Annotated in this window: 20 protein-coding genes; 14 read left to right on the top strand and 6 right to left on the bottom strand. The window is 71.6% G+C overall.

From position 1 onward, the window contains the following. Both AB0F10_RS16600 and AB0F10_RS16595 read right to left on the bottom strand, forming a co-directional pair. Nucleotides 1-2,354 (bottom strand): AAA family ATPase (locus tag AB0F10_RS16600; protein WP_360624816.1); only part of this gene is annotated, 2,354 nt, incomplete at its 3' end. Nucleotides 2,355-2,363: 9 nt separating this feature from the next. Continuing rightward, nucleotides 2,364-3,008 (bottom strand): hypothetical protein, encoded by a 645-nt coding sequence (locus AB0F10_RS16595; RefSeq protein WP_360624813.1) that lies wholly within the window; start codon nucleotides 3,006-3,008, stop codon nucleotides 2,364-2,366. A gap of 17 nt (nucleotides 3,009-3,025) precedes the next feature. Between AB0F10_RS16595 and AB0F10_RS16590 the strand changes: the two genes are divergently transcribed. Next, entirely contained in the window at nucleotides 3,026-3,208 is a 183-nt protein-coding gene (locus AB0F10_RS16590; RefSeq protein WP_360624810.1) for a hypothetical protein, read from the top strand. Nucleotides 3,209-3,253: 45 nt separating this feature from the next. Here AB0F10_RS16590 and AB0F10_RS16585 read toward each other — a convergent pair whose 3' ends face one another. The 3 genes from AB0F10_RS16585 to AB0F10_RS16575 all read right to left on the bottom strand — a co-directional run bounded on the left by AB0F10_RS16585 (nucleotide 3,254) and on the right by AB0F10_RS16575 (nucleotide 5,682). Next, nucleotides 3,254-4,291 carry a phosphatase domain-containing protein gene (locus AB0F10_RS16585; RefSeq protein ID WP_360624825.1) on the bottom strand — a complete coding sequence of 346 codons (1,038 nt, stop codon included), beginning with the start codon at nucleotides 4,289-4,291 and terminating at the stop codon, nucleotides 3,254-3,256. Nucleotides 4,292-4,316: 25 nt separating this feature from the next. Next, nucleotides 4,317-5,084 carry a hypothetical protein gene (locus tag AB0F10_RS16580; protein WP_360624807.1) on the bottom strand — a complete coding sequence of 256 codons (768 nt, stop codon included), beginning with the start codon at nucleotides 5,082-5,084 and terminating at the stop codon, nucleotides 4,317-4,319. 163 nt (nucleotides 5,085-5,247) lie between these two features. Continuing rightward, nucleotides 5,248-5,682, bottom strand: coding sequence for a hypothetical protein (locus AB0F10_RS16575; RefSeq protein WP_360624804.1), 435 nt, complete (start codon nucleotides 5,680-5,682; stop codon nucleotides 5,248-5,250). A 91-nt stretch (nucleotides 5,683-5,773) separates the two neighbouring features. Between AB0F10_RS16575 and AB0F10_RS16570 the strand changes: the two genes are divergently transcribed. From AB0F10_RS16570 to AB0F10_RS16530, 9 genes are all read left to right on the top strand, one after another. Continuing rightward, nucleotides 5,774-6,610 (top strand): NAD-dependent protein deacetylase, encoded by an 837-nt coding sequence (locus tag AB0F10_RS16570; RefSeq protein ID WP_360624801.1) that lies wholly within the window; start codon nucleotides 5,774-5,776, stop codon nucleotides 6,608-6,610. A 189-nt stretch (nucleotides 6,611-6,799) separates the two neighbouring features. Continuing rightward, complete coding sequence (locus tag AB0F10_RS16565; RefSeq protein WP_360624798.1) at nucleotides 6,800-7,822, top strand: LacI family DNA-binding transcriptional regulator; 1,023 nt, start codon at nucleotides 6,800-6,802, stop codon at nucleotides 7,820-7,822. Nucleotides 7,823-7,938: 116 nt separating this feature from the next. Beyond that, nucleotides 7,939-9,621 carry an ABC transporter substrate-binding protein gene (locus AB0F10_RS16560; protein ID WP_360624795.1) on the top strand — a complete coding sequence of 561 codons (1,683 nt, stop codon included), beginning with the start codon at nucleotides 7,939-7,941 and terminating at the stop codon, nucleotides 9,619-9,621. A gap of 87 nt (nucleotides 9,622-9,708) precedes the next feature. Continuing rightward, a complete protein-coding gene (locus AB0F10_RS16555) occupies nucleotides 9,709-10,842 on the top strand; it encodes an ABC transporter ATP-binding protein (RefSeq protein WP_360624792.1) in 1,134 nt (377 codons plus the stop codon). After that, complete coding sequence (locus AB0F10_RS16550) at nucleotides 10,839-11,819, top strand: ABC transporter permease (protein WP_360624790.1); 981 nt, start codon at nucleotides 10,839-10,841, stop codon at nucleotides 11,817-11,819. The genes AB0F10_RS16555 and AB0F10_RS16550 overlap by 4 nt, the downstream gene beginning before the upstream one ends. Before the next feature lie 3 nt (nucleotides 11,820-11,822). Continuing rightward, nucleotides 11,823-12,908, top strand: coding sequence for an ABC transporter permease (locus AB0F10_RS16545; protein WP_360624787.1), 1,086 nt, complete (start codon nucleotides 11,823-11,825; stop codon nucleotides 12,906-12,908). Further along, nucleotides 12,905-13,912 carry an ABC transporter ATP-binding protein gene (locus AB0F10_RS16540; RefSeq protein WP_360624784.1) on the top strand — a complete coding sequence of 336 codons (1,008 nt, stop codon included), beginning with the start codon at nucleotides 12,905-12,907 and terminating at the stop codon, nucleotides 13,910-13,912. The genes AB0F10_RS16545 and AB0F10_RS16540 overlap by 4 nt, the downstream gene beginning before the upstream one ends. A gap of 82 nt (nucleotides 13,913-13,994) precedes the next feature. Then, nucleotides 13,995-15,398 (top strand): GH1 family beta-glucosidase, encoded by a 1,404-nt coding sequence (locus tag AB0F10_RS16535; RefSeq protein ID WP_360624781.1) that lies wholly within the window; start codon nucleotides 13,995-13,997, stop codon nucleotides 15,396-15,398. A gap of 147 nt (nucleotides 15,399-15,545) precedes the next feature. Beyond that, nucleotides 15,546-17,408 (top strand): ricin-type beta-trefoil lectin domain protein, encoded by a 1,863-nt coding sequence (locus AB0F10_RS16530; RefSeq protein WP_360624822.1) that lies wholly within the window; start codon nucleotides 15,546-15,548, stop codon nucleotides 17,406-17,408. A 43-nt stretch (nucleotides 17,409-17,451) separates the two neighbouring features. Here the strand turns inward: AB0F10_RS16530 and AB0F10_RS16525 are convergent, their stop codons facing one another. Next, entirely contained in the window at nucleotides 17,452-18,705 is a 1,254-nt protein-coding gene (locus AB0F10_RS16525; RefSeq protein WP_360624778.1) for an ROK family protein, read from the bottom strand. A 121-nt stretch (nucleotides 18,706-18,826) separates the two neighbouring features. On the opposite strand from AB0F10_RS16525, the gene AB0F10_RS16520 reads away from it, so the two are divergent. The 4 genes from AB0F10_RS16520 to AB0F10_RS16505 all read left to right on the top strand — a co-directional run bounded on the left by AB0F10_RS16520 (nucleotide 18,827) and on the right by AB0F10_RS16505 (nucleotide 22,594). Further along, nucleotides 18,827-19,660 (top strand): class I SAM-dependent methyltransferase, encoded by an 834-nt coding sequence (locus AB0F10_RS16520; RefSeq protein WP_360624775.1) that lies wholly within the window; start codon nucleotides 18,827-18,829, stop codon nucleotides 19,658-19,660. 58 nt (nucleotides 19,661-19,718) lie between these two features. Further along, entirely contained in the window at nucleotides 19,719-19,928 is a 210-nt protein-coding gene (locus AB0F10_RS16515; protein WP_360624772.1) for a hypothetical protein, read from the top strand. A 148-nt stretch (nucleotides 19,929-20,076) separates the two neighbouring features. Further along, complete coding sequence (locus tag AB0F10_RS16510) at nucleotides 20,077-21,615, top strand: GGDEF domain-containing protein (protein ID WP_360624769.1); 1,539 nt, start codon at nucleotides 20,077-20,079, stop codon at nucleotides 21,613-21,615. A 712-nt stretch (nucleotides 21,616-22,327) separates the two neighbouring features. After that, on the top strand, nucleotides 22,328-22,594 hold the full coding sequence (locus AB0F10_RS16505; RefSeq protein WP_360624766.1) for a hypothetical protein: 267 nt from the start codon (nucleotides 22,328-22,330) through the stop codon (nucleotides 22,592-22,594). The last annotated feature ends 171 nt before the right edge of the window (nucleotides 22,595-22,765 follow it).

The raw sequence follows: 22,765 nt of genomic DNA, 5'->3' as shown, positions 1-22,765 counted from the left end.
AGCGCCCGGGCCAGGCCCAGCCGGGCGTGTGCCAGGAACGGCGGCGAGCCCTCGTCCATCGCCACCGCGGTACGCAGGTGGCCGACCGCCGCGTCGGGCTCGCCCAGCGCCGCCGCGATCGTGCCGAGCGACCGCGCCGTCGACCCGCAACAGCTCGTCGTGTTGTTGAGGTAGGTGTGCTCGTAGCGGACCGCGCGGTCGTAGCAGTCGCGGGCCGTGGCCCGGTCGCCGAGCCGGGCCGCCACCTCCCCCGCGGTGATCAGCACATAGGAACGCCGGGCGTCGGGCGGCAGGTCGGCGAGCATCGGCCGCAGGCTCTGCCAGCACAGCTCGACCGTCTCGCCGGCCCCGGCGTCCATCGCCGTCCGGGCCAGCTGGGCCGCGGCGACCGGCAGCGCCAGGGCGGCCGGGATCAGCTCGGCGATGGCGGCGAGGTACCGCCGGGAGTCGCCGGTGTTCAGCACCAGCCCGGCCGCGAACGCGTGGTAGAGCGGGACCGCGGTGCCGTCCTGCATCCGGATGGCGACCTCCCGGGCCTCCAGCGCCAGCCGGTCGGCCTCGGTGAACCGGCCCGCGAGCAGCGCCAGCGCGGCACGCGCCCGCAGCAGATGCCAGCGGGCGAGCGGCCAGCCGAGCCGGTCCGCGAGGGTGCCGAGCCGCACGGTCTCCTGCTCGGCCGCGGCGTTGTCGCCCCGCATCAGGTGGGCGTCGATGCGCCAGGTCCGGCCCCACAGCTCGGCGTCCGGGCGGCCGAGCGAGCAGCTGCGGTCGGCGAGCTCGAGCACCAGGCCGGGCTGCTCGAAGGGGTCGATGACCTGGTGCCGGGCGTGCACCGCCGCGGCCAGGTCGTCGGGGCGGCCGGACGCCTCGGCCAGCGTCATGGCCTCGGCGCTGATCTCCCCCGCCCGGGCCGGGTCGCCGCTCTCCGCGAGCAGGAACGCGAGCTGGGCGAGCAGCCGGGGATGTCGTCCGGCCAGCGCCAGGGCCCGCTCGCAGAGCAGCAGCAGCGCCGGGCCCACCGGACCGGCGACACCGCGCACGACCAGCGCCGCCTCGACCGCGAGCTCCGGGCGCCCGGCGCGCTCGGCGACGTCGAGCAGGGCACCGCAGTCGGCGATCGCCAGGTCGAGCCGGCCGTCGGCGTAGGCGGCGGTCGCCCGGGCGAGCCGGTCGGCCGGCTCGTCCGCCAGGTCCACGGCGTCGCCGAACCAGCGGACCGTCTCCGCCAGGTCCAGGGCGGCGGCCGCGGCGGCCCGGCAGGCCTCCACCGCCGACAGCCGCGACGGCGCGTCGACCGCGCAGCGCACCCGGTGCCGGGCCACCTCGGCCGGTCCGGCGCCGGTCTCCTCCAGCGCGTCGGCGAGGCGGCGGTGCCAGGCGATCCGCTCGGCGCGGGCGAGATCGTCGTAGCGGGCCCGGCGGACCAGTTCGTGTGCGAAGCGCAGCAGCGCCGGGTGCCACGGGTCGTCGGTGAGCACGCCGGCGTCCAGCGCCTCGGCGAGCAGGTCGTCCACGGCCGCCGGCTCGGCTGCCGCGGCCCGCAGCACGGCCACGTCGATCTCGGCGCCCAGGGCCGCGGCCCCGCCGAGCAGCTCGCGGCAGGCCGGTCCGAGCTGCGCGGTCCGCCGGCCGACCAGGCGCCGCAGCTCCGTCGGCACGCCGACGCCGCCGGCCGGGTGCCGCAGCCGGTCCTCACGCTCCAGCTGCCGGGTCAGTTCCCTTACGTAGAGCGGGTTTCCGCCGCTGATCCGGTGCACCGCGGCCGCCCAGGAGCCGTGCACGCCCGGACCGGCCCGCTGCCTCAGGTAGGCGCCGACGGCGGCCGGCTCCCACGGGTCCAGCCGCAGCACCTCCGCGCCGGGCAGGTCGTCGAGCGCGAACGGCGGGCGGGCCGTGCCGATCACCAGCAGCCGGGTGCCGGGCAGCTCGCGGCAGAGCAGGCGCAGCAGGCCGAGGGAGGCGGCGTCGGCCCAGTGCAGGTCCTCGAGCACCAGCACGAGGTGGCCGGCCTCGCGCAGGGCGCGCACGGTCCGCTGGGCGACCCGGAACCGGACCGCCGCCGGCGACTCGCCCTCGGTGGCGGGCGCGGTCAGCAGCTCCGGGCTGAGGCCCGGCGTCTCCTCGAGCAGCCGCAGCCACGGCCAGTACGCGGGCGCGCCCTCGTCGGGCACCGCCCGCCCGGTGCCCACCGCGGCGCCGGCCGCGGCGGCCCGGGCCACCGCCTCCTCGACCACCGTGGTCTTGCCGATGCCGGCCTCGCCGACGAGCAGCGCGGCGGCACCCTCACCGGCGGCCGCGTCGGCGCGCAGCCGGTCGAGGGCGACCACCTCGGGCACCCGGCCAACCAGTCCCACGGGACAACCCTATGGGGTGTGTACCGCGATCTCCGCGCCGAGCCGGTAGCCGTTGCACAACTCCAGGTCGTCGCCGCTCCAGAACCGGCCCGGGTCGTACCAGCTGGGCTGCTTGCCGCGCCCCAGCAGGCCCATGTCCTCGTAGGTCACCGCGACCACCTCGGCGCAGTACGCGGTCTCGAGGTCGGCGTCGTCGGTGGACCGCTCCTGCCACGGCAGGCGCAGCTGCGGGACCCGGCCGCGGGCCCACCGCCAGGCGAGCTGCGCGCTGGACGGGAACGGCGTGCCGTCGAGCCGGGCGACCGTCTTGAGCGCCCGGTCCTCCATCTCGGGTGTGACGGGCTGCTCCAGCTGGCGCAGCCAGCCGCGCTGGCCGTAGCGCTGCGCCCAGACGGTGACCGCGTCGCGCAGGTCGTGCAGTTGCACGCCGCGCTGGAACGTCCCCGACCAGAGGTCGGGCAGCGACTTGCCCAGCTCGGCGTGCCACATGAGCGGCGGCATGTCCTCGATCACGAGCGACATGCCGACATGGTTGACGGGGCTGTTGGTCATGGCCTGGATAGCACGGTCGGGTCCGGAGCGGCCCCGGAATATCCAGATGTCACCCGTACGCGTCAGATCGATGGCCTCGTCGAGGCTGATGTCGGCGTCCACTTGTCTATCCTCAGCAGATGCGTTGGTGGAAGGTAGCGGGATTGGCCGGGCTGGCAGGGGTCGCAGCCACGGGTGTGGTGCTGGCTCGTTCGGAGCGCCGGCGCCGGGCGTACACGCCGGAGGAGATCCGCGAGCGGTTGCACGCGCGGCTCAGCGAGGCGACGAACGAGACGTCGCCGGCGCCGGCCGGCGAGGACTGAGCCCACCCGCGGCGGAAAGCCCAGGCGACATCGGTTGTTCGAGGCTCAGACGACATCGGTGTCCCGCAGCAGCGACCACAGGCCGGCGCCGTCCGGTGCGGCGAACCACGTCTTGCCGCCGGAGCCGACCGCCTCCGGGTCGCCCATCGGCCCGGGGATCGCGCCGGCCAGCACCGCCTGGGTCGGCGAGAGCCGGCGGATGGCGACCGCGGCGACGTTCTCCGGGTGCGCGTGCGCGAACTCGGAGTAGATCTCCTGGTCGTGCTGGCCGTCGTCGCCGATGAGCAGCCACCTGATGTCGGGGAACTCGGCCGCGAGCCGGCGCAGGGTGCTGCGCTTGTGCTCCTGCCCGCTGCGGAACCACCGGTCCGGGGTCGGTCCCCAGTCGGTGAGCAGCAGCGGGCCGGCCGGATAGAGGTGCCGGGACAGGAATCGGGTCAGCGTCGGCGCCACGTTCCACGCGCCCGTGGAGAGGTAGAAGACGGGTGCGCCCGGATTCGCCGTCACCAGGCGCTCGTAGAGCACCGCCATGCCGGGCACGGCGGCGCGGGCGTGCTCGTCGAGCACGAACGTGTTCCACGCCGCGAGCAGCGGGCGCGGCAGCGCGGTCACCATGACGGTGTCGTCGATGTCCGACACCACGCCGAATCTGATGGACGGGTCGACGACCCGGATCGGCGCGTCGACGGGCTCGGCGCCCTCGGTGCTGAGCCGCACGGTGGCCCAGCCGGGTTGCAGGTCGCCCTCGACCCGGGTGTCGATGTAGCCGCTGCGGTCGGTCCGGGTCTCGTGGATCCGGTCGCCGACCCGCAACCGCACGGCGGCGTTGTTCACCGGGGACGTGGTGAAGCTGCGCCAGCCGCGCGTCTTCTCCGGGCGGCGCCGGACGTCACCCGCGCGGCGGGTCAGCACGACGCGGCCCATGACGCGTGCCCAGCCCGGCGCCCCGTACCCCGTGTAGGCGGTGATGACGGGCCGCCAGCCACGCTGGCGCAGCCGTCGCTCGACCACCTCGTGCACGGCGTCCTCGATGCGCGCGGCCCTGTGCAGCCGCACGGCGGGCGGTGGACCCGCCGGGGTCACTGACACTCGAGCCTCCTGCCATCCCTCATGAGCGACTCTGTGACGGTACCTGGCCTGCCGGTGTTACACGGCGCAACGGGGTGCGCGGGCGGGCGACGTGCGGCCGGAATCCACTCAGGATGGTGTGTGGAACGGTGGGCCGGACCCGGGCCGGCGCCGCCGGCGTCCACCGCTGGGCGTGGTGCACGGCGCGCCCGGCGCGGGCCTGCACGGCGAGCGCCTCGGCACGCAGGCTGCGCACCGCGGCCGCGGCCCGCTCGGCGTCCTGCCAGGCCCGCCGCTCCCGGGCGGTCGCCGCCTGGTAGGCGGCGAACCGGTGCTCACGCACCGCCGCACGCAGCGCGGCCTCCTGAGCGACCGGGTGGCGGCGCGGATTCCACCCGCCGCGGTGCGCGAGCACCTCGTTGAGCTGCGCGATCGACAACTCGCGGCGGCGGCAGGCGGCCGTCGCCCGGCGGTGCAGGTTGCGCTCGCGGTCGGCGAGCTCCGCGCGGGTGCGGCGCTGCCGGAGGATCGGGAAGGCGGCCGCGGCCACCGAACTGCGGGCGTCGCGGTCGGCGGCGTCGAACGCGGCCCACGCCGCGTCGACCTCCTCCTGCGTGCGCAGCCAGTCGGCGCGGCGCAGCCGGGCGATGGCGGCGGCCTGCTCTGCGGCGACCGCGACCTGGTCGGCGTATAGGTCCGCGACCGGCCGGCCGGTGGTGCGGGCGCGGCGTCGGGTCACGGCGAGGGCCGCCGTCGCGGCGGCGAGGGTGAGCAGCAGGATCAACCAGACGGTTGCGGCGGATTCCACAATGAACACCGGCCTCTCTCGGGGTTTCAGCTGTGGGTGGCGGGCGGCGGGTGGCTCGAACCCCAATCCCGTACGCGCACAGGAGTGCTCGAAGCCACGATGCGGCGCCGGCCGAGCCCCGGTGGGCAAGCGGCGGCGTCACGGGACGCTGACGACGGGTGGGTCAGATGCGCGGTGGTGCGCGCTCGCCGCGCACGCCCCGGATGCCCCCGCGGCCGGGCATTCGGGCCTCGACGCAGACCCGCCCGCGGGACCTCGCCACCTCGACCGGCAGCACCGCCGCGGGTCCGGCGGGGGTCGCCGCGACGGGGTCGGCCTGCGCCGCCGCGTCCTGCTCGCCGGGCGGGCTCAGCACCGCCGCCGCCGGGTTCTGGACCTCGACGCGGCCGGTGAGGCTCTGCTCCGCCGGCAGGCCTGTCCCGGGCGGGGTGTCGACCGTTGTGATGATCGTTATCGCGGGCTCGGCGGGCTCGGCCGCCGGGGAGGCGGCCAGGGCCGTGGCCGTGAAGGCAAGGGCGATCAGGGCCAGGCCGGTCAGAAACCGCAGCAGGCGACGCCCGTCCCAGTGACGGGGGAGCAGGCGCGCGACGGCAGTCACCCGATCAACTTACCGTTCTCCGCCCGTCCGTGCACAGATCGGCGTGAGTGCGTTCTTCGTCCCACTCCGGGGAGTGAGGGACGATGGGTGGGTGACACAGATCGAGCGGCTCGCCGAGTGGGTCGGCGACGGCGGTGTGGTCGTGCTCAGCGGGGCCGGCCTGTCCACCGAATCGGGCATCCCCGACTACCGCGGCCCGACGGGTGCCGCCCGCGCCGCCACGCCGATGACATACCAGGCCTTCACCCGGGACCCGGCCGCCCGGCGGCGCTACTGGGCGCGCAGCCACCTCGGCTGGCGCACGATCGGCGACGCGCGCCCGAACGAAGGACACCGGGCCGTCGCCCGGCTGCAGGCGCTGGCCCGCGTCGACGGCATCATCACCCAGAATGTGGACGGGCTGCACCAGGCCGGCGGCGCGCACGGCGTGGTCGAGCTGCACGGCAACCTGGCCCGGATCGTCTGCCTCGGCTGCGGCGCGCTGACCGCCCGCGCCGAGCACTCGGCCCGGCTGGACGCGGCCAACCCGGGCTTCGCGGCGGCGGTGACCCGGATCAACCCGGACGGCGACGTCGACATCGACGACGCCGCGCTGGACGGCTTCGCCGTGGTCGGCTGCGTCTCGTGCGGCGGCATGCTCAAGCCCGATGTCGTGTACTTCGGCGAGACGGTGCCCGCGGCGCGGGTGAGCCGCAGCTTCGACCTGGTCGCCGGGGCGCGGACCCTGCTGGTGCTGGGCTCGTCCCTGACCGTCATGTCCGGGCGGCGCTTCGTGGTGCGGGCGGCCCGCGACGGCGTCCGGGTCGCGATCGTCAACCAGGGCCCCACCCGCGGCGGCCCGTACGCCGAACTGACCGTGGACGCCGCGCTCGGCGAGGTGCTGCCGGACCTCCTCCACCGGGTCGAGCGGGCCGCGATCCCCCGGTGATTGGGGCGGTTTGGCCCCGTTGCTCCGACCCCGGGGGACCGGTACGCCTCGTCGATATCGTCTCGAAACCTAAATAAAGCTTCCGACTCGTTGACGTGACCCGGCTCACCGGAGTTTACTGCCCGGAACCGCTTCCGAAACCGGTTCCGAAACTGCGGTTTAACCATCCGGACACAAGTCGGAGGACACGTGCCAATCACCATCGCCGATGTGGCGGCCCGGGCAAAGGTCAGCAAGACCACTGTGTCCCGGGTGCTGAACGGCAAGGGTGAGCTGGACGAGTCGACCGCCGCCCGGGTCCGCAAGGTCATCGAGGAACTGGGCTACGTGCCCAGCTCACGCGCGGTCGGCCTGGCCCGCGGCCGGACCCGCGTGGTCGGCATGCTGGTCCCCTCGCTGACCTGGCCGTGGATCGGCGAGGTGCTGCAGGGTGCGGTCGACGTGCTCGAGACCGAGCGCTACGGCCTGCTGCTGTTCACCTGCAACCGCGGCGAGGAGTCGATGCGCCAGTTCGGCGCCCAGGTCTCCGCCAAGAGCTTCGACGGCCTGCTGGTGATCGAGCCCGAGGGCACCCTCGACTTCATCGCCACCCTGCACGCCCGCGGGCTGCCCGTGGTGCTCATCGACGACCGCGACGTGCAGCCGGTGCAGATCCCGAGCGTCGGCACCACCAACCACACCGGAGCCGGCGCGGCCGCCCGGCACCTGCTCGAGGTCGGCCGGCTCAGGCCGATCGTCATCGCGGGTCCCGAGCGCTTCGGCTGCACCGCCCAGCGCCTCGACGGCTTCGCCGCCGTCTACGCCGAGGCCGGCCACCCGATCACCGCGGACCGCGTGCTTCCCGGCGACTTCACCATCGCCTGCGGCTTCGAGGGCGTGCAGGCCGCGATCGCCTCCGGCCTCGAGTTCGACGCGATCTTCGCACACAACGACCTCTCCGCCACCGGCGCGATGCAGGCCGTGCTCGACAGCGGCCGGCGCATCCCGACCGACGTCGCGGTGGTGGGTTTCGACGACATTCCCATGGCGGCACACACCCAGCCGCCGCTCACTACCGTGCACCAACCGTTGCGCGAGATGGGTGAGGCGGCGGCACGCACGCTGCTCGCCCACTTCGAGGGCTCACCCCTGCCCAACCGCCCGACCGTCATTCCCGCCACCTTCACCGTCCGCGGCTCCACCGGCGCGGGCCCCAACGCCACACCCTCGTAGTCCGAAGATCCCGATAGAACCGCACCTTCGGCCGGCGCTCCGGCGTCCGGCGCACTTCGCCCTGCCTCGGGGCACCCCTCTCACCCCAAATCCGTAACACCTGAGGAGAATTAGAGATGCAGAGAAGGAAACTGTTCGCGGTCGCCCTTGCGGGCGTGCTCGCGTCTGGCGCGCTCGCCGCCTGCGGCGACTCGCCGAATGAGGGCAACAAGAACGCTTCCGGTGGTGCCACGTTCCTGACCGTCGGCATGCCCAACGGTCCGCAGACGGAGAACCACAACCCGTTCCTCACCACCTCGGCGGGCGCCTCCCTCGGCTACCGCTGGATGATCTACGAGCCCCTCATGATGTGGAACCCGGTCAAGCCGGCCGAGCCGTCCCGGCCGTGGCTGGCCACCGGCGCCGAGTGGACACCGGACTTCAAGAAGGTCACGATCACCGTCCGCGACAACGCGACCTGGTCGGACGGGCAGAAGGTCACCGGTGACGACGTCGCCTTCACCTTCGGCGTGATCAAGAAGAACGAGGCGCTGAACCTGAGCGCCACGCCGTACGGCGACATCACGGCGAGCGGCAACACGGTGACGGTCACGTTCACCAGCTCGATGTTCGTCTACAAGGACAAGTGGCTCGGCCAGACCCCGATCGTGCCCAAGCACATCTGGGAGGCCATCAAGGACCCCACCACCGACGCCAACAAGACGCCGGTCGGCTCGGGCCCGTACACGCTGAAGTCCTTCACGCCGCAGACCACCACGCTGTCGGTGCGCACCTCCGGCTACTGGCAGGACCTGCCACAGGTCAAGGAGCTGCGCTACACGTCGTACACCGACAACAACGCGCAGACCACCGCGCTGTCGGACGGCTCCAACGAGTGGTCGTTCGTCTTCATCCCGAACTACAAGACGGTCTTCATCGACAAGGACCCGGCGCACTACAAGGTCTGGGCGCCGCCGGTCCTCGGCATCCACGGCCTCTACATCAACACCACCAAGAAGCCGTTCGACAACCCGGCCCTGCGCAAGGCGATGAGCATGGTCGTCAACCGCGAGGACATCTTCAACCAGGCCGAGGCCGCCTACTTCCACCCGCTGGTCACCAGCGTGACCGGCCTGCCGTCGCCCGCCGGTGACGCCTACGTCGCGCCGGACTACAAGGGCAAGAACCAGGCCGTCGACGTCGACGGCGCCAAGAAGGTCCTCACCGACGCCGGCTTCAAGCTCAACGGCACCACGCTGACCGACCCGAGCGGCAAGCCCGTCAAGCTGACCCTCACCGACCCGAGCGGCTGGTCCGACTACCAGACCTCGCTCGAGATCGTGAAGGACAACCTGGCGCAGATCGGCATCGCCGCCACCGTCGACAAGGCGAACCAGGACGCCTGGTTCCGCAACGTCGAGGAGGGCAAGTTCGACGCCACCTTCCGCTGGACCAACGGCGGCGCGACGCCGTACGACATCTACCAGACCATCATGGACGGCGCGCTGCTCAAGCCGATCGGCACGGCGTCTCCCGGTGGCAACTTCGGCCGCTTCAACAGCCCCGAGGCCACCACGGCGCTGAAGGCGTACGCGAACGCCGCCGACGACGCCGCCCGCACCACCGCGCTCAACACGATCCAGAAGATCTTCGTGGAGCAGACCCCGATGATCCCGGTCGGCGCGGACAACATCGGCATGGCGTACAGCACGAAGAACTGGGTCGGCTGGCCCGACGACACCAACCCCTACAGCGCCGGCCAGCCCACGCAGGCCAACGCCCTGGACGTCGTCCTGCACCTCAAGCCCGCCTCTTCCTGATCCGCGAGCGCCGTGCCCCGGGACGGGGCCAACCCGTCCGGGGCACGGCACCGCGGCAGTTCCGACACCCCTGCGAAGGAACTCGGCATGACGTTGAGCCAAGAGGCCGAGGCGCCGGCCAACGAGGTGGTGCTTGAGGCGATCGGCCTGACCAAGCACTTCCCCGTCCGCCGGAAGCTGCGCGACCTGTTCAACCGCACGCACGACGCCGTACACGCGGTTGATGACGTGAATCTCACCCTCCGGCGCGGCCACGTGACCGCCCTCGTGGGCGAGTCCGGCTCCGGCAAATCCACGGTGGCCCGGCTGCTCGCTCAGCTCTACCCCCGTACCGACGGAGACATCAAGCTGCACGGCCTGACCAGCAGAGTCCGGGGCGGCAGGCAGTTCCGCCGGTACGCCGCCCGGGTCCAGATGATCTTCCAGGACCCGTTCGCGTCGCTGAACCCGGTGCACACGATCCGATACCACCTGACCCGGTCGCTGAAGATCCACGGCAACGCCGGCAACACGGCCGAGGAGCTCGACGCGGCGCTGAGCAACCTGCTCACCCGGGTCAGCCTGACCCCGCCGGAGCGCTACCTCGACAAGTTCCCGCACGAGCTCTCCGGCGGCCAGCGGCAGCGGGTCGCGATCGCCCGGGCGCTGGGCGCGGACCCGGAGGCGCTGCTCGCCGACGAGCCGGTGTCCATGCTGGACGTCTCCATCCGCCTCGGCGTGCTCAACCTGCTGCGCGACCTCAAGGAGCGGCTGAACCTCGCCATCCTCTACATCACCCACGACATCGCCTCGGCGCGCTACTTCGCCGACGACACGATGGTGATGTACGCGGGCCGCATGGTCGAGGGCGGCGACAGCGAGTCGGTCACCCAGTCGCCGGCGCACCCGTACACCCAGCTGCTGATCGATTCCGCGCCGGACCCGGACCGGATCGCGAACCTGCTCGGTGACCACGCGGACCGCGGCAACGGCGAGCCGCCGAGCCTGATCAAACCGCCCAGCGGTTGCCGCTTCCACCCGCGCTGCCCGAAGGCGATGCCGCGCTGCTCGAAGGACCTGCCGGTGCGCCTCGAGGTCGGTGACAAGCCCGGCCACTGGGCCGCCTGCTGGCTCTACGACGCGGCAACGGTGGCCGCCGAGACGCCCGGCTCCGCCGCGGTCGACTACTCGCCCGAGGCCGTCGCCGTCGCCGAGAACGCGCACCCGGAGGAGGTCCGATGAAATTCCTGATCCAGCGGACCCTGTTCTACCTGTTCACCGCCTGGGCCGCGATCACCATCAACTTCTTCATCCCCCGGATGATCCCCGGCGACCCGGTCAAGTCGATGCTGTCGCGCTTCCAGGGGCAGATGAGCAGCGACGCGATCTCCTCGCTCTACGTCCTGTTCGGCCTGGACAAGAACGCCAGCCTCTGGGACCAGTACATCGACTACTGGAAACAACTTCTCCACGGCGACCTGGGCCTGTCGTTCACCGCGTTCCCGACCCCGGTCTCCGAGATCATCGCGACCGCCCTGCCGTGGACCCTGGCGCTGGTCGGCATCACGACCATCATCAGCTTCTCCATCGGCACCAGCCTCGGCGTGCTCGCCGGGTGGCGGCGCGGCTCGTGGGTCGACGGCCTGCTGCCGGTCACCACGTTCCTCTCCTCGGTGCCGTACTTCTGGCTGGGCCTGCTGGCGATCTACCTGCTGGCCGGGCCGGACAGCTTCTTCCCCTCGTCCGGCGGATACGACAGCGCCTACGTGCCGGCCTGGGACATGTACTTCATCCCCAGCGCCATCAAGCACAGCCTGCTGCCCGCGCTGACGATCCTGATCTCGTCGGTGAGCGGCTGGATCCTGAGCATGCGCAACATGATGGTCACCGTCGCGGCCGAGGACTACATCACGGTCGCGCACGCCAAGGGCCTCTCGGACCGCCGGGTCGCGGTGAGCTACGCGGCGCGCAACGCGCTGCTGCCCAACGTCTCCGGCTTCGCGCTGGCGCTGGGCTTCATCGTCGGCGGCACCCTGCTGGTGGAGATCGTCTTCTCCTATCCCGGCCTGGGCTTCCTGCTCTTCCGGGCGGTCGGCGCCAAGGACTATCCGCTGATGCAGGGCATCTTCCTGGTCATCACGATCTCCGTGCTGGTCGCCAACCTGCTCGCGGACATCGCATACCTGCTGCTCGACCCGCGCACCCGCAAGGAGGGCTGACAGGTGACCATACCCACCTCCAGCATCGACCAGGTCATCCTCGACCAGGACCTGGCGGCACAGACGGCGCCGGCGGGGCCGGGCCGGGCCAAGCGCCGCCGGTTCCTGTTCGTCTCCAACGGCAAGGCCATGACCGGCCTCATCGTGCTCGGCATCTACCTGCTGTTCGCGGTCATCGGCCCGTGGGTCGCCCCGTACGACCCGGACGCGCGCAGCAACCAGCTGGTGCAGCCGCCGTCGGCGGACCACTGGTTCGGCACCACGCACCTGGGCCAGGACGTGTTCAGCCAGATCCTGGTCGGCACCCGGGCCGTCATGGTCGTCGGCTTGGCCGCAGGCGTCATCGCCACGCTGTTGTCCGTGCTGATCGGCGTCACGGCGGGTTACCTCGGCGGCGGATGGGACGACGGCCTGTCCGCACTGTCCAACGTCTTCCTGGTGATCCCGGCGCTTCCCTTGATCATCATCCTGACGGCGGCGGTGCCGGAGGGCGGCGACGCCCTGGTCGCCCTGATCATCGGCTTCACGTCGTGGGCCTGGGGTGCCCGGATCCTGAGAGCGCAGACCCTGTCGCTGCGCAGACGCGACTACGTCGAGGCGTCCCGGGCCAACGGCGAGTCGACCTGGCGGATCATCATCTTCGAGATCCTGCCGAACCTCACCGCGATCATCGCGTCCGGCTTCGTCGGCACGGTCATCTTCGCGGTCACCTCGGAGATCACCCTGGCCTTCATCGGCATCGGCTCGGTCTCCTCGTGGAACTGGGGCACGATCCTGTTCTGGGCGCAGGGTCAGCAGGCCCTGGCGCAGGGCGCGTGGTGGTGGTTCGTGCCGGCCGGTCTCGCGATCGCGTTCCTCGGCACCGCACTCTCGCTGATCAACTTCGGCATCGACGAGTTCGTCAGCCCGCGCCTGCGCAGCATGGGCAAGACCAAGCTCAAGACCGCCTCCGGGCGCACCGTGCGGATGCGGGTCGGCTTCACGCCGGTCATGGACAACTCGTCCGCGCCGCACACCCACGCCAGCCCGATCCCGGTCATCGGCGGCAAGCCGACACCGGTGAACCGCAGCAAGGAGGCGACCCGATGAGCGAGCCCGTGTTGGAGATCAAGAATCTCAACGTGGACTACGGCCTCGGCGACCAGGCGGTGCACGCCGTACGGGACGTGAACCTGACCCTGCACCGCGGCGAGGTCCTCGGCCTGGCCGGCGAGTCCGGCAGCGGCAAGTCCACCCTCGCGTACGGGCTGACCCGGCTGCTCGCCCCGCCGGGCGTGGTCACCGGCGGCGAGGTCATCTACCACCCGACGAAGGCCGAGCCGTACGACGTGCTGGGGCTGACCGACAAGCAGTTGCAGGCGTTCCGCTGGGCCGAGACGGCGATCGTGTTCCAGGGCGCGATGAACTCGCTCAACCCGGTGCACAAGATCTCCACCCAGCTGACCGACGTGCTGGCGGCGCACGAGCCGCAGATGTCGTCGCACAGCCGCAACGCCCGGGCCCGGGAGATGCTCAAGCTGGTCGGCATCTCGCCGGACCGGATGGACGCCTACCCGCATCAGCTCTCCGGCGGCATGCGCCAGCGCGTGATGATCGGCATGGCGCTGATCCTGCAGCCGCAGGTGGTCATCATGGACGAGCCCACGACGGCGCTCGACGTGGTGATGCAGCGGCAGATCCTGGGTCAGCTCATCGAGTTGCGCGAGCGGCTCGGCTTCTCGGTCATCTTCATCACGCACGACCTGTCGCTGCTCGTGGAGTTCTCGAACCGCATCGCCATCATGTACGGCGGCCGGATCGTCGAGGAGGCGCAGGCGTCGGCGCTGTACCGGGACTCGCTGCACCCGTACAGCGCGGGCCTGCTCGGCTCCTTCCCCGCGCTGCGCGGGCCGCGCCGCGAACTGGCCGGCATCCCGGGTTCCCCGCCCGACCTCAAGGGCATGCCGACCGGATGCTCCTTCCACCCGCGCTGCCCGAAGGTCTTCGATCCCTGCGCGGACAACATCCCCGTGCTCGGCAACCCCGACACCCCCGACGGGGCGAGCCGCACAGTCGCCTGCTGGCTGCACCCGGTAAAGCAGCCGGTCGGTTGAGGCACTGACGCCGACGGCCCCGGCCCACCAGCCGGGGCCGTCTGTGTATCCATCCCCACCGCCGAGTTCTGCCAGGAGAACCATGAACCCCACCGCCATCGGAGCACCCGGCCTGCTCCTGCCCACCCTCGCACTGCCACCGTCCTTCACCTGGGGCGTCGCCACGTCCTCGTACCAGATCGAGGGTGCCGCCGCCGAGGACGGCCGCACGCCGTCCATCTGGGACACGTTCTGCCGCGTCCCCGGCGCCGTGGTGGACGGCGACCACGGCGACGTCGCGTGCGACCACTACCACCGGATGCCGCAGGACGTCGCACTGATCAAGAGTCTCGGCGTCGACGCCTACCGCTTCTCGGTGGCGTGGCCGCGCGTGCAGCCGGGTGGCACGGGTCCCGTCAACGAGGCCGGCCTGGCGTTCTATGACAGGCTCACCGACGAGTTGCTGGCCGCCGGCCTCGACCCGTGGGTCACGCTTTACCACTGGGACCTGCCGCAGGAGCTCGAGGACGCGGGCGGATGGCCGAACCGCGATACGGCGTACCGGTTCGCCGACTACGCGATGATGGTCTTCGACCGGCTCAGCGACCGGGTGGACACCTGGACGACGCTGAACGAGCCGTGGTGCTCGGCCTGGCTGGGCTACGCCGTCGGAGTGCACGCGCCGGGCCGCAAGGACTTCGACGCCGCCATCGCCGCCGTGCACCACCTGCTGCTCGGGCACGGCCTCGCCACCCAGCGCATGCGGGCCGCGGCGACGCGGGAGATGAAGTTCGGCATCACGCTCAACATGGGCACCGCCGACCCGGCTACCGAGTCGCAGGAGGACCACGACGCGGCGCGCCGCGCGGACGGCATGGGCCTGCGGGTCTACCTCGACCCGCTGCGCAAGGGCGAGTACCCGGCCGACATGGTCGAGGAGCTTGCCGCGCGCGGCTCGGCGTTCCCGGTGCGCGACGGCGACCTGGAGGTCATCTCGACGCCGTTCGACCTGCTGGGCGTGAACTTCTACTTCGGACAGGACTTCAGCGGCACGGACGAGCAGGGCAACACCCACGACGCCGACGGGCACCCGATCGTGCGCGGGGTTCCGCTGGACCGGCCGCGGACGGCGATGAACTGGCCGATCACGCCGGAGCGCTTCACCCAGCTGCTGGTCCGGCTGCACCGCGACTACCCGGGCCTGCCGCTGGTCATCACCGAGAACGGCGCCGCGTTCGACGACACCGCCGACGCGTCCGGCTTCGTCGCCGACGACGACCGCACCGCGTACCTGGCCGACCACATCGCCGCGGTGGTGGCGGCCCGCGAGCAGGGCGCCGACATCCAGGGCTACTTCGCGTGGTCGCTGATGGACAACTTCGAGTGGGCCGAGGGCTACGCGAAGCGGTTCGGCATCGTGCACGTCGACTACGAGACCCAGGTGCGTACGCCGAAGCAGTCCGCGATCTGGTTCCGCGACACGATCGGCCGCGTCCGCGGGGCCTGATCGCAATGGAAGGGCCCGGCCGCCCGGCCGGGCCTTTCATTAATTCATGTAAATTATGTAACAAGCTTTACCGGCCGTTCCGGCGGCGGGAAAATTTGTTTCGTGACCACTCCCCGGAAAGTCTCCGTGGCCGCGACCGCCACCCTGATGCTCGCCGCGACCGGCGCAGCCGTGCTCCTCGGTTCCCCCGCCGAGGCTGCTGCCGAAGCCGTCAACATCTACCTGACCACCACCGACGATTCCCGCGGCGTCCACGTGACCCGCGGCCTGCAGCAACAGAGCCCGATCAATTTCGCGTCAACCAGCGCGGGCGCGAATACCACCGTCACCGTCAACGAGGGCACGCAATATCAGCAATTCCAGGGCGGCGGCGCCTCCATCACGGACACCACCGCCTATCTGCTGCGCGGCGGCCCGGTCAGCGCCGCGACCCGCGACGCCGTGATGCGCAAGCTGTTCAGCCCGGCCGACGGCATCGGCCTGTCCTTCGTGCGCAATCCGATCGGCGCCTCCGACCTGTCGCGGCCCGGCAACGTCTCGCTCGACGACACCTGCTGCGACCTCGGCGACTTCGGCTCCAACGGCTACGACACCAACGTGCGGCTGCTGACCCAGCAGGCCCGTTCGCTCAACCCGGCGCTGCGGGTCAAGGGCGTGCCGTGGAGTTCGCCGGGCTGGATGAAGGACAACGGGCGGATGGACCAGATGGGCTGGCTGAAGTGGGAGTACTACCCCACCTACGCGCAGTACCTGGTGAAGTACGTCCAGTCCTATCAGGCCGCCGGCGTGCCGGTGAACTACATCTCCGTGCAGAACGAGCCGAACTGCTGCAACGCGACCAACCCGGCGAACCAGACGTACCCGGGGATGAACTGGAACTCGGCCGGGCTGATCGAGTTCACCAAGAACTTCGTCTACCCCGCGTTCCGGGCCGCCGGCATCACCACCAAGGTGCTCATCCACGACTGGAACTACGGCGACTACGCCACCATGGGCTCGGCGATCCTGGCCGACGCCGGGGTGCGCAACGACCCGCTCTTCGGCGGCATCGCGTGGCACGGCTACTTCGGTGACCCGGCCGTCGGCACCCAGGTGCACAACCAGTACCCGGGCGTTCCGCAGTTCTCGACCGAGCACTCCGGCGGCACCTGGATCTCCAACCAGCACAACGAGGACCTGGCGGACATCGTCAACTACGCCCGGAACTTCAGCGGCAGCCTGGTCAAGTGGAGCCTGGCCGTCGACCAGTCGATGGGCCCGCACAACGGCGGCTGCGGCACCTGCACCGGGCTCATCACGGTGCAGAACGGCGGGTCCCGGGCCGGGCAGGTCGACTACACGGTCGAGTACTACACGACCGGGCACCTGACGAAGTTCGTGCGGCCCGGCGCGTACCGGATCGACTCGACGGCGAGCGGCACCGTGCCGAACGTCGCCTACCGCAACGCCGACGGGTCCAAGGCCCTGATCGCGCACAACGGCGGCACGTCCGCTCAGTCGGTGAAGGTGGTGTGGGGCAACCAGTCGTTCACCTACAACCTGCCGGCGCGCACCACGGCGACGTTCACCTGGAGCGGCACCCCCGGCAGCGGCGGCACCACGCCCCCGCCGGGCGGCGGCTCGGGCGCCATCGTCAGCGCGGCCAACAACAAGTGCCTCGACGTCACGAACGGCTCCACCGCGGACGGCAACCTGCCGCAGATGTGGACCTGCTACGCCGGCTCGGCCAACCAGACCTGGCAGCGGGCGTCGGACGGCACGATCCGCGGCCTCGGCAAGTGCCTCGACGTGCAGAACAACGCCACCGGCGACGGCGCCACCGTGCACCTGTGGACCTGCACCGCCGGGGTGGCGAGCCAGCAGTGGCAGGCCACGGCGGGCGGCGACCTGGTGAACACCGCGTCCGGCAGGTGCCTCGACATCAAGGACAACAACCTCGCCGACGGCGCGAAGCTCCAGCTCTGGAGCTGCACCGGCGCGGCGAATCAGAAGTGGACCGTGCCCGCGTAGCGGGAGCCTCCGGCTGGGCCCGCCGTCAGAGGTCGGCGGGCCCTCAGCCGCGGTTCCGGGCCGTCGAGCGGCGGTGGGCGGCGCGCGACGGCGGCGCCGCCTGTGCCGACGCCGGCGGCAGGCCGCCGTCGGCGAGCAGCCGCGCGATCGGCAGCGTGGCCGCGCCCATCGCGACGGCGTCGGGCCCGAGCTGACAGAGATCGATCCGGGTACGCGAGTACGGCTGCTTCAGCGCGTTTCGTGCGGCCGCGACCCGAATGTCGGAAAGAAAGCGCTCTCCCATCGCCAAGCCCGCCGGGCCACCCAGCACGATGCGCTCCGGGGAGAAGAGATTGATCAGTCCGCCGATGCCCGCGCCCAGATAGCCGACGGTCTCCGCGAGGATGTCGGCCGCCGCGCCCTGCAGGGCACCGTCGGCCGCCAGCATCCTGGTGAGCAGCCGCGGCTCCGGCTCCTGCCCGGTCGCCGCGGCGACCCGCGCGATGACCTTCGCCGACCCGATGTAAGCCTCCAGGCACCCGCGCGCCCCGCAGCGGCACAGGTCCCCGTCGTAGACGAGCGTGGTGTGCCCCCACTCCCCCGCGTTGCTGAACGCGCCGCGATAGCTGCGCCCGTCCACCACGACGGCCGCGCCGACCCCGGTGCCGACCAGCACTATCACCGCGTGCCGCGCGCCCCGGCCCGCGCCGAACCACATCTCCGCCTGGCCGACCGCCTTCGCGCCGTTCTCCACGAAGACCGGCACGTCGGTGCCCGCCCGCAGCAACTCGCCCAGCGGAACGGCGTCCCAGCCGGTGGTCTGCGAGTGGACGACCGCCGAGCCGCCGGACTGGTCGACGACGCCGGCGACGCCCACCCCGAAGCCGAGCACCTCGGAGCATCGGATGCCGGCCTCCGCGACGACCGCGCCGAGGCCCTCGAGCAGCTTCGCCACCGCCGCCGCCGGGTCGTCGCCGTCGAGCGCGTACTGCGCCACGGCGAGCCGGGACATCGCCAGGTCGTAGAGCTCGACCAGGATCCGGGTCTCGCCGACGTCGGCGCCGACCACGTAGCCGTACCCGGGTGCGACGCGCAGCAGCGCGCGCGGCCGGCCGCCGTCCGAGCCGACCAGGCCGGCCTCCTCGACCAGGCCCTCGTCGATCATCTCGCCGATCAGGTTGCTCACGCTCGCCTGGCTCAGCGCGGTCGTCTCGCCGAGTTGCTGGCGGCTCTGCCGGCCGCCGTGAAACAGGTCGGTGAGCAGGCTGGCCCGGTTCGCGCGGCGAACATCCCGCACCGTCGTACGCCTGGTCTCCAAACCGCTACCACCTTCGTATCCAGCCCCGTCGAGACGCCGACTTCCGTTTGCCACTGACATCATGTGGCACCGGCCCGGAAACCACCACGCCGCCCGCCAGGACCTGGGATAGCGTCACGCCGTGACCGACTATCGAGCCCTCAACCGTGCGAATTGGGACGAGCGGGCCCCGGCGCACGCCGCGTCCGCCGGCTACCGGGTGGACGCTTTCGCCGCCGACCCCGCGCACCTGAGCGGCGTGGTGCGCTTCGACCTGCCGCTGCTCGGCGACGTCAAGGGCCTGCGCGGGGTGCACCTGCAATGCCACATCGGCACCGACACGGTGTCGCTGGCCCGCCTCGGCGCGACCATGACCGGCGTCGACTTCTCGCCGGCCTCGCTCGCGGAGGCGCGACGGATCAGCGCGCTGGCCGGCAACCCGGTCGAATTCGTCGAGTCGGACGTCTACGACGCGGTCGACCGGCTCGGCGAGGGCGGCTTCGACCTGGTCTACACCGGGATCGGCGCCCTGTGCTGGCTGCCCGACATCCGCCGCTGGGCGCGGGTCGTCGCGGGCCTGCTGCGCCCCGGCGGCCGGCTGTTCATCAGGGAGGGCCATCCCGTCCTGTGGGCGCTCACCGACCCGCTGCCCGCGGACGGGGCGCTGACCCTCGGCTACCCGTACTTCGAGCAGGCCGAGCCGCTGGTCTGGAACGAGGGCGGCACCTACGTCGACACCGACGTCGAATTCACCCACATCACCACCCACGAATGGAACCACGGCCTCGGCGAGATCGTCACCGCCCTGATCGACGCCGGGATGCAGGTGACCGGGCTGGTCGAGCACGACAGCGTTCCGTGGGATGCGCTGCCCGGCCACACGCGCCGGCTCGGCGACGACGAATGGCAACTGGCCGACCGCCCCGAACGGCTGCCGCACAGCTACACGCTGCAGGCGGTGCGCACCGCGGTTTAGAGATCGACGGTTTCGGGGATTCTGGCGGCCAGTCCCCCCACGACCTAGGAGCCCCCCGATGCGCGCAGGATCAATCGGCGGCGTCATCGTCGTCATCTGGCTCGTCCTCGGCGTCGTCGCCGCGTTCGAGCGCGGCTATTTCAAGGACACCGGCGACGCCAGTTGCGCGAAGGCCGGCACGGTAATCGTCACCGTTGTCGCCGGCCCGCTCAACTGGTTGGGCGTCAATCCGAAAATCAAGTGCGACATCCCGGAGCCGTCGAAGTAGATCGGCGTGGATATTGCGCCTAGCCTGACTGGGTGCCCGGCGCTGTGTCGTCTCACTCAGGTGCCGCCGTTCGTTTGAGAGCGGCGGCGCCATGCCGAACAGGTCCGTCCCCCGCGCCCGGCCCGCCGGCCGGATTCAGGCGGACCTGATGCGACGACGGCTCACCGCGCTGGTCTCGGACCGGCTGCTGCTCGCCCTGCTCGCCGTCACCGCCGGCCTGGTCCTCTGGTACGCGACCGGGCCGCAGAGCCGCACCGCCCAGGTCGTCACGGCCTGGGCGTTCGTCGCCGCCGTGCACGCCTGCCTGATCTGGATCACCCGCTCCTTCGCCCGCACCCCCGGCCTGCCCGCCCTGGCCCGGCGCTTCTGGCGGGCCGTGCTGCTGGGCGCGGTCGCCTACCTCGTCGGCGACCTGGCCCAGGTGGCGCTCGCGGTCACCCGGCCGGACCTCGCCGACGCCGCGACCGGCGGCACCGTGAAGATCGCGACCATGTCGGCGGCCAGCGCCTGGATACTGCTCGCCCTGCTCGCGGCCCCGATCGACCTGGCCACCCGCCGCGCCCGCCTGCGCTTCTGGCTGGACGTCGCCACGGTGATGGTCGCCGCCGTGGTCGTCGGCTGGGCGCTGGTGGTTCCGGAGCGCCCCGGCGCAATGCTGGACTCGGCGGGCCCGGTCCTGAGCGGCCCGGTGATCCTGCTGCTCTGCGTCTTCGTCGTGGCCAAACTGACGATCTCGGGCACGACCATGTTCACCCGCGCCTGCGCCGTCATCGGCACCTCCGCCGCGGCGATCAAATCGGGCGCGGACCTGCTCGCCAGCGGCGGCCTCACCGCCGGCCGGCTGCACTGGTTCCTGGCCATGACGGTCGCCGCGAACGCCATGCTGACGATCGCCGTCCGCGTCACCCAGGGCCAGTTCGCCCGAAACCCCCTGGCACTCGAGGCCCGCGCGCGGCAGCGGCCTTACAGCCTTCTCCCGTACGGCGCGATCGTCGTCACGTACGGCCTGCTGACGGTGGCGATCTGGCGGCACGAGGCGGCCACCGTTCCGATCGCGCTGACCGGCGCGGCGGTCAGCACGCTGCTGGTGGTGCTGCGCCAACTGGACGCGTTCCGGGAGAACGCGCAGCTGCTGACCGAGCTGCACTGCTCGCTCGATCAGCGCGAGACCCTCGCGGCCCGGCTGCAGCACCAGGCCTTCCACGACGGCCTGACCGGCCTGCCCAACCGCCAGCTCTACTCGCAACGGCTGGACGCGGCCCTGGCGGCGGGCGGCCCGGCGGTCGTCATGCTGATCGACCTGGACGACTTCAAACTGGTCAACGACGCACACGGCCACGCGGCCGGCGACCGCCTGCTGAAGGTGATAGCCGACCGGATGCGATCCTGCGTGAGAAGCTCGGACACGGTGTCCCGCATCGGCGGCGACGAGTTCGCGGTGCTGCTCTCGCCCCTGGCCGGCGACGACGCCCTGGAGATAGCGGCCCGCATCGTCCGCGAAATCGAGGCACCGGTCCCGGTCGACGGCGGCTCGGCACGAGTGGGCGCCAGCGTCGGCGTCGCATTCGCCCGCCCCGGCACAACAGGAACCCTCCCGGACGGGGAAGCCCTGCTCCGCGAAGCAGACCACGCAATGTACGGAGTAAAACGCGACGGCAAGGGCTCCTACGCGGTCTCCCCGGGCTGAGCACCCTGACCGACGTCGCGCCAAGGGGCTTGTTCTCCACCCTTTTCGGCATGGTTCCGCGGCCACATTCGGCCACCTCACCGATCGGGTAACGCTGTGTCACAACCGCCGCGATGGCGCCCCGTCCACGAAGCGCACGGATCTACCAATCTGAGCGCTGGTCGAGCTCGCACCCAACCCCGGACTACTGCTGGCCCCCGGCCCGCGGAACGTCGCCGCCGTAGCCGCTGCGAGGCTGCTGTTCCAGGACGCGATCACCTCGACGCTGCGTGAGGGCGCCGCCCCTGGACGCCACCGTCCCCGCGGCCCTATCCGATGCATCGGTTGAAGGTATGCCGCCTTGACCAATCTCGGCCTCTGGTAACTGCATTCCGGCGGCGCCCGATTGTGCCTAACCATTTGCGTGGTCCATTTCACCCACCACGTGGGCCTCGAATAGCGCCTACCTATTGACTGGTGGCACGACCGCTGCCGGGCCAGGCATGATCGCGGCGACCTGTGCAGTCGCTCGAATATCGACTGACATGGCGGAAAACAGATTCTGTTTGGCTCCGGGCAGGCGCTGGCACGGTGACCGTAGCGGACCCGGACATACCCGAAAGGGCCGAGTGCCACCGCGCCCACTATCTCGCAGCGACCACCAAATTCAGGCAAACCCCACCGGGAGCCAATCGCGGCAGAGACAGCACCGACCGCCCCGCCGGAGAGCCGGATGGCGGGGGTGCCGGGCCTAACGACCGCCGCCGCCGAACCGCCGCTGCAACCGGCCGTGGCACGCACCGCACCGACTCCGCCGCCGTCGGCAATGACGACGCCGGTGGCGGCAACGACGCCGGCGCCGTCCACGACCGCCGACACGATGCCCGAGGTGGCAACGCTTGCCATGTGGCGTGGCCTGCCAGCGATGGCGGCCGGATCACCGACCGTGATGCTGATGGTGGCCGGATCGGTGCCGGAGCCACCGGCCGCTGCGGCATGACTGGTCGCTGCCGCACGACCAGCCACTTCGGCGGCGCCCGCTGCTGCGACCTGACCGGACCGTGCGACGCCGCCGGTCGGTGCAACGCCACCGGCCGCTCCCGCACGGCCGGCTGCTCCGGCGTTACCCGTTGCTGCGGCGTTACCCGTTGCTGCGGCACGGCCAGGTCCT

The sequence above is a fragment of the Actinoplanes sp. NPDC026623 genome (assembly GCF_040638275.1).
Taxonomy (GTDB): Bacteria; Actinomycetota; Actinomycetes; order Mycobacteriales; family Micromonosporaceae; genus Actinoplanes.
Note: the sequence above shows the minus strand (reverse complement) of the source record. Positions and strands in the feature narration are given on the sequence as shown.

Excerpts from the sequence above, each read along its gene's own strand:
- AB0F10_RS16550 (WP_360624790.1), top strand. The coding sequence starts at position 10,839 with ATGAAATTCCTGATCCAGCGGACCCTGTTCTACCTGTTCACCGCCTGG.
- AB0F10_RS16510 (WP_360624769.1), top strand. The coding sequence starts at position 20,077 with ATGCGACGACGGCTCACCGCGCTGGTCTCGGACCGGCTGCTGCTCGCC.
- AB0F10_RS16515 (WP_360624772.1), top strand. The coding sequence starts at position 19,719 with ATGCGCGCAGGATCAATCGGCGGCGTCATCGTCGTCATCTGGCTCGTC.
- AB0F10_RS16540 (WP_360624784.1), top strand. The coding sequence starts at position 12,905 with ATGAGCGAGCCCGTGTTGGAGATCAAGAATCTCAACGTGGACTACGGC.
- AB0F10_RS16530 (WP_360624822.1), top strand. The coding sequence starts at position 15,546 with ATGCTCGCCGCGACCGGCGCAGCCGTGCTCCTCGGTTCCCCCGCCGAG.
- AB0F10_RS16535 (WP_360624781.1), top strand. The coding sequence starts at position 13,995 with ATGAACCCCACCGCCATCGGAGCACCCGGCCTGCTCCTGCCCACCCTC.
- AB0F10_RS16560 (WP_360624795.1), top strand. The coding sequence starts at position 7,939 with ATGCAGAGAAGGAAACTGTTCGCGGTCGCCCTTGCGGGCGTGCTCGCG.
- AB0F10_RS16590 (WP_360624810.1), top strand. The coding sequence starts at position 3,026 with ATGCGTTGGTGGAAGGTAGCGGGATTGGCCGGGCTGGCAGGGGTCGCA.
- AB0F10_RS16505 (WP_360624766.1), top strand. The coding sequence starts at position 22,328 with ATGGCGGGGGTGCCGGGCCTAACGACCGCCGCCGCCGAACCGCCGCTG.
- AB0F10_RS16555 (WP_360624792.1), top strand. The coding sequence starts at position 9,709 with ATGACGTTGAGCCAAGAGGCCGAGGCGCCGGCCAACGAGGTGGTGCTT.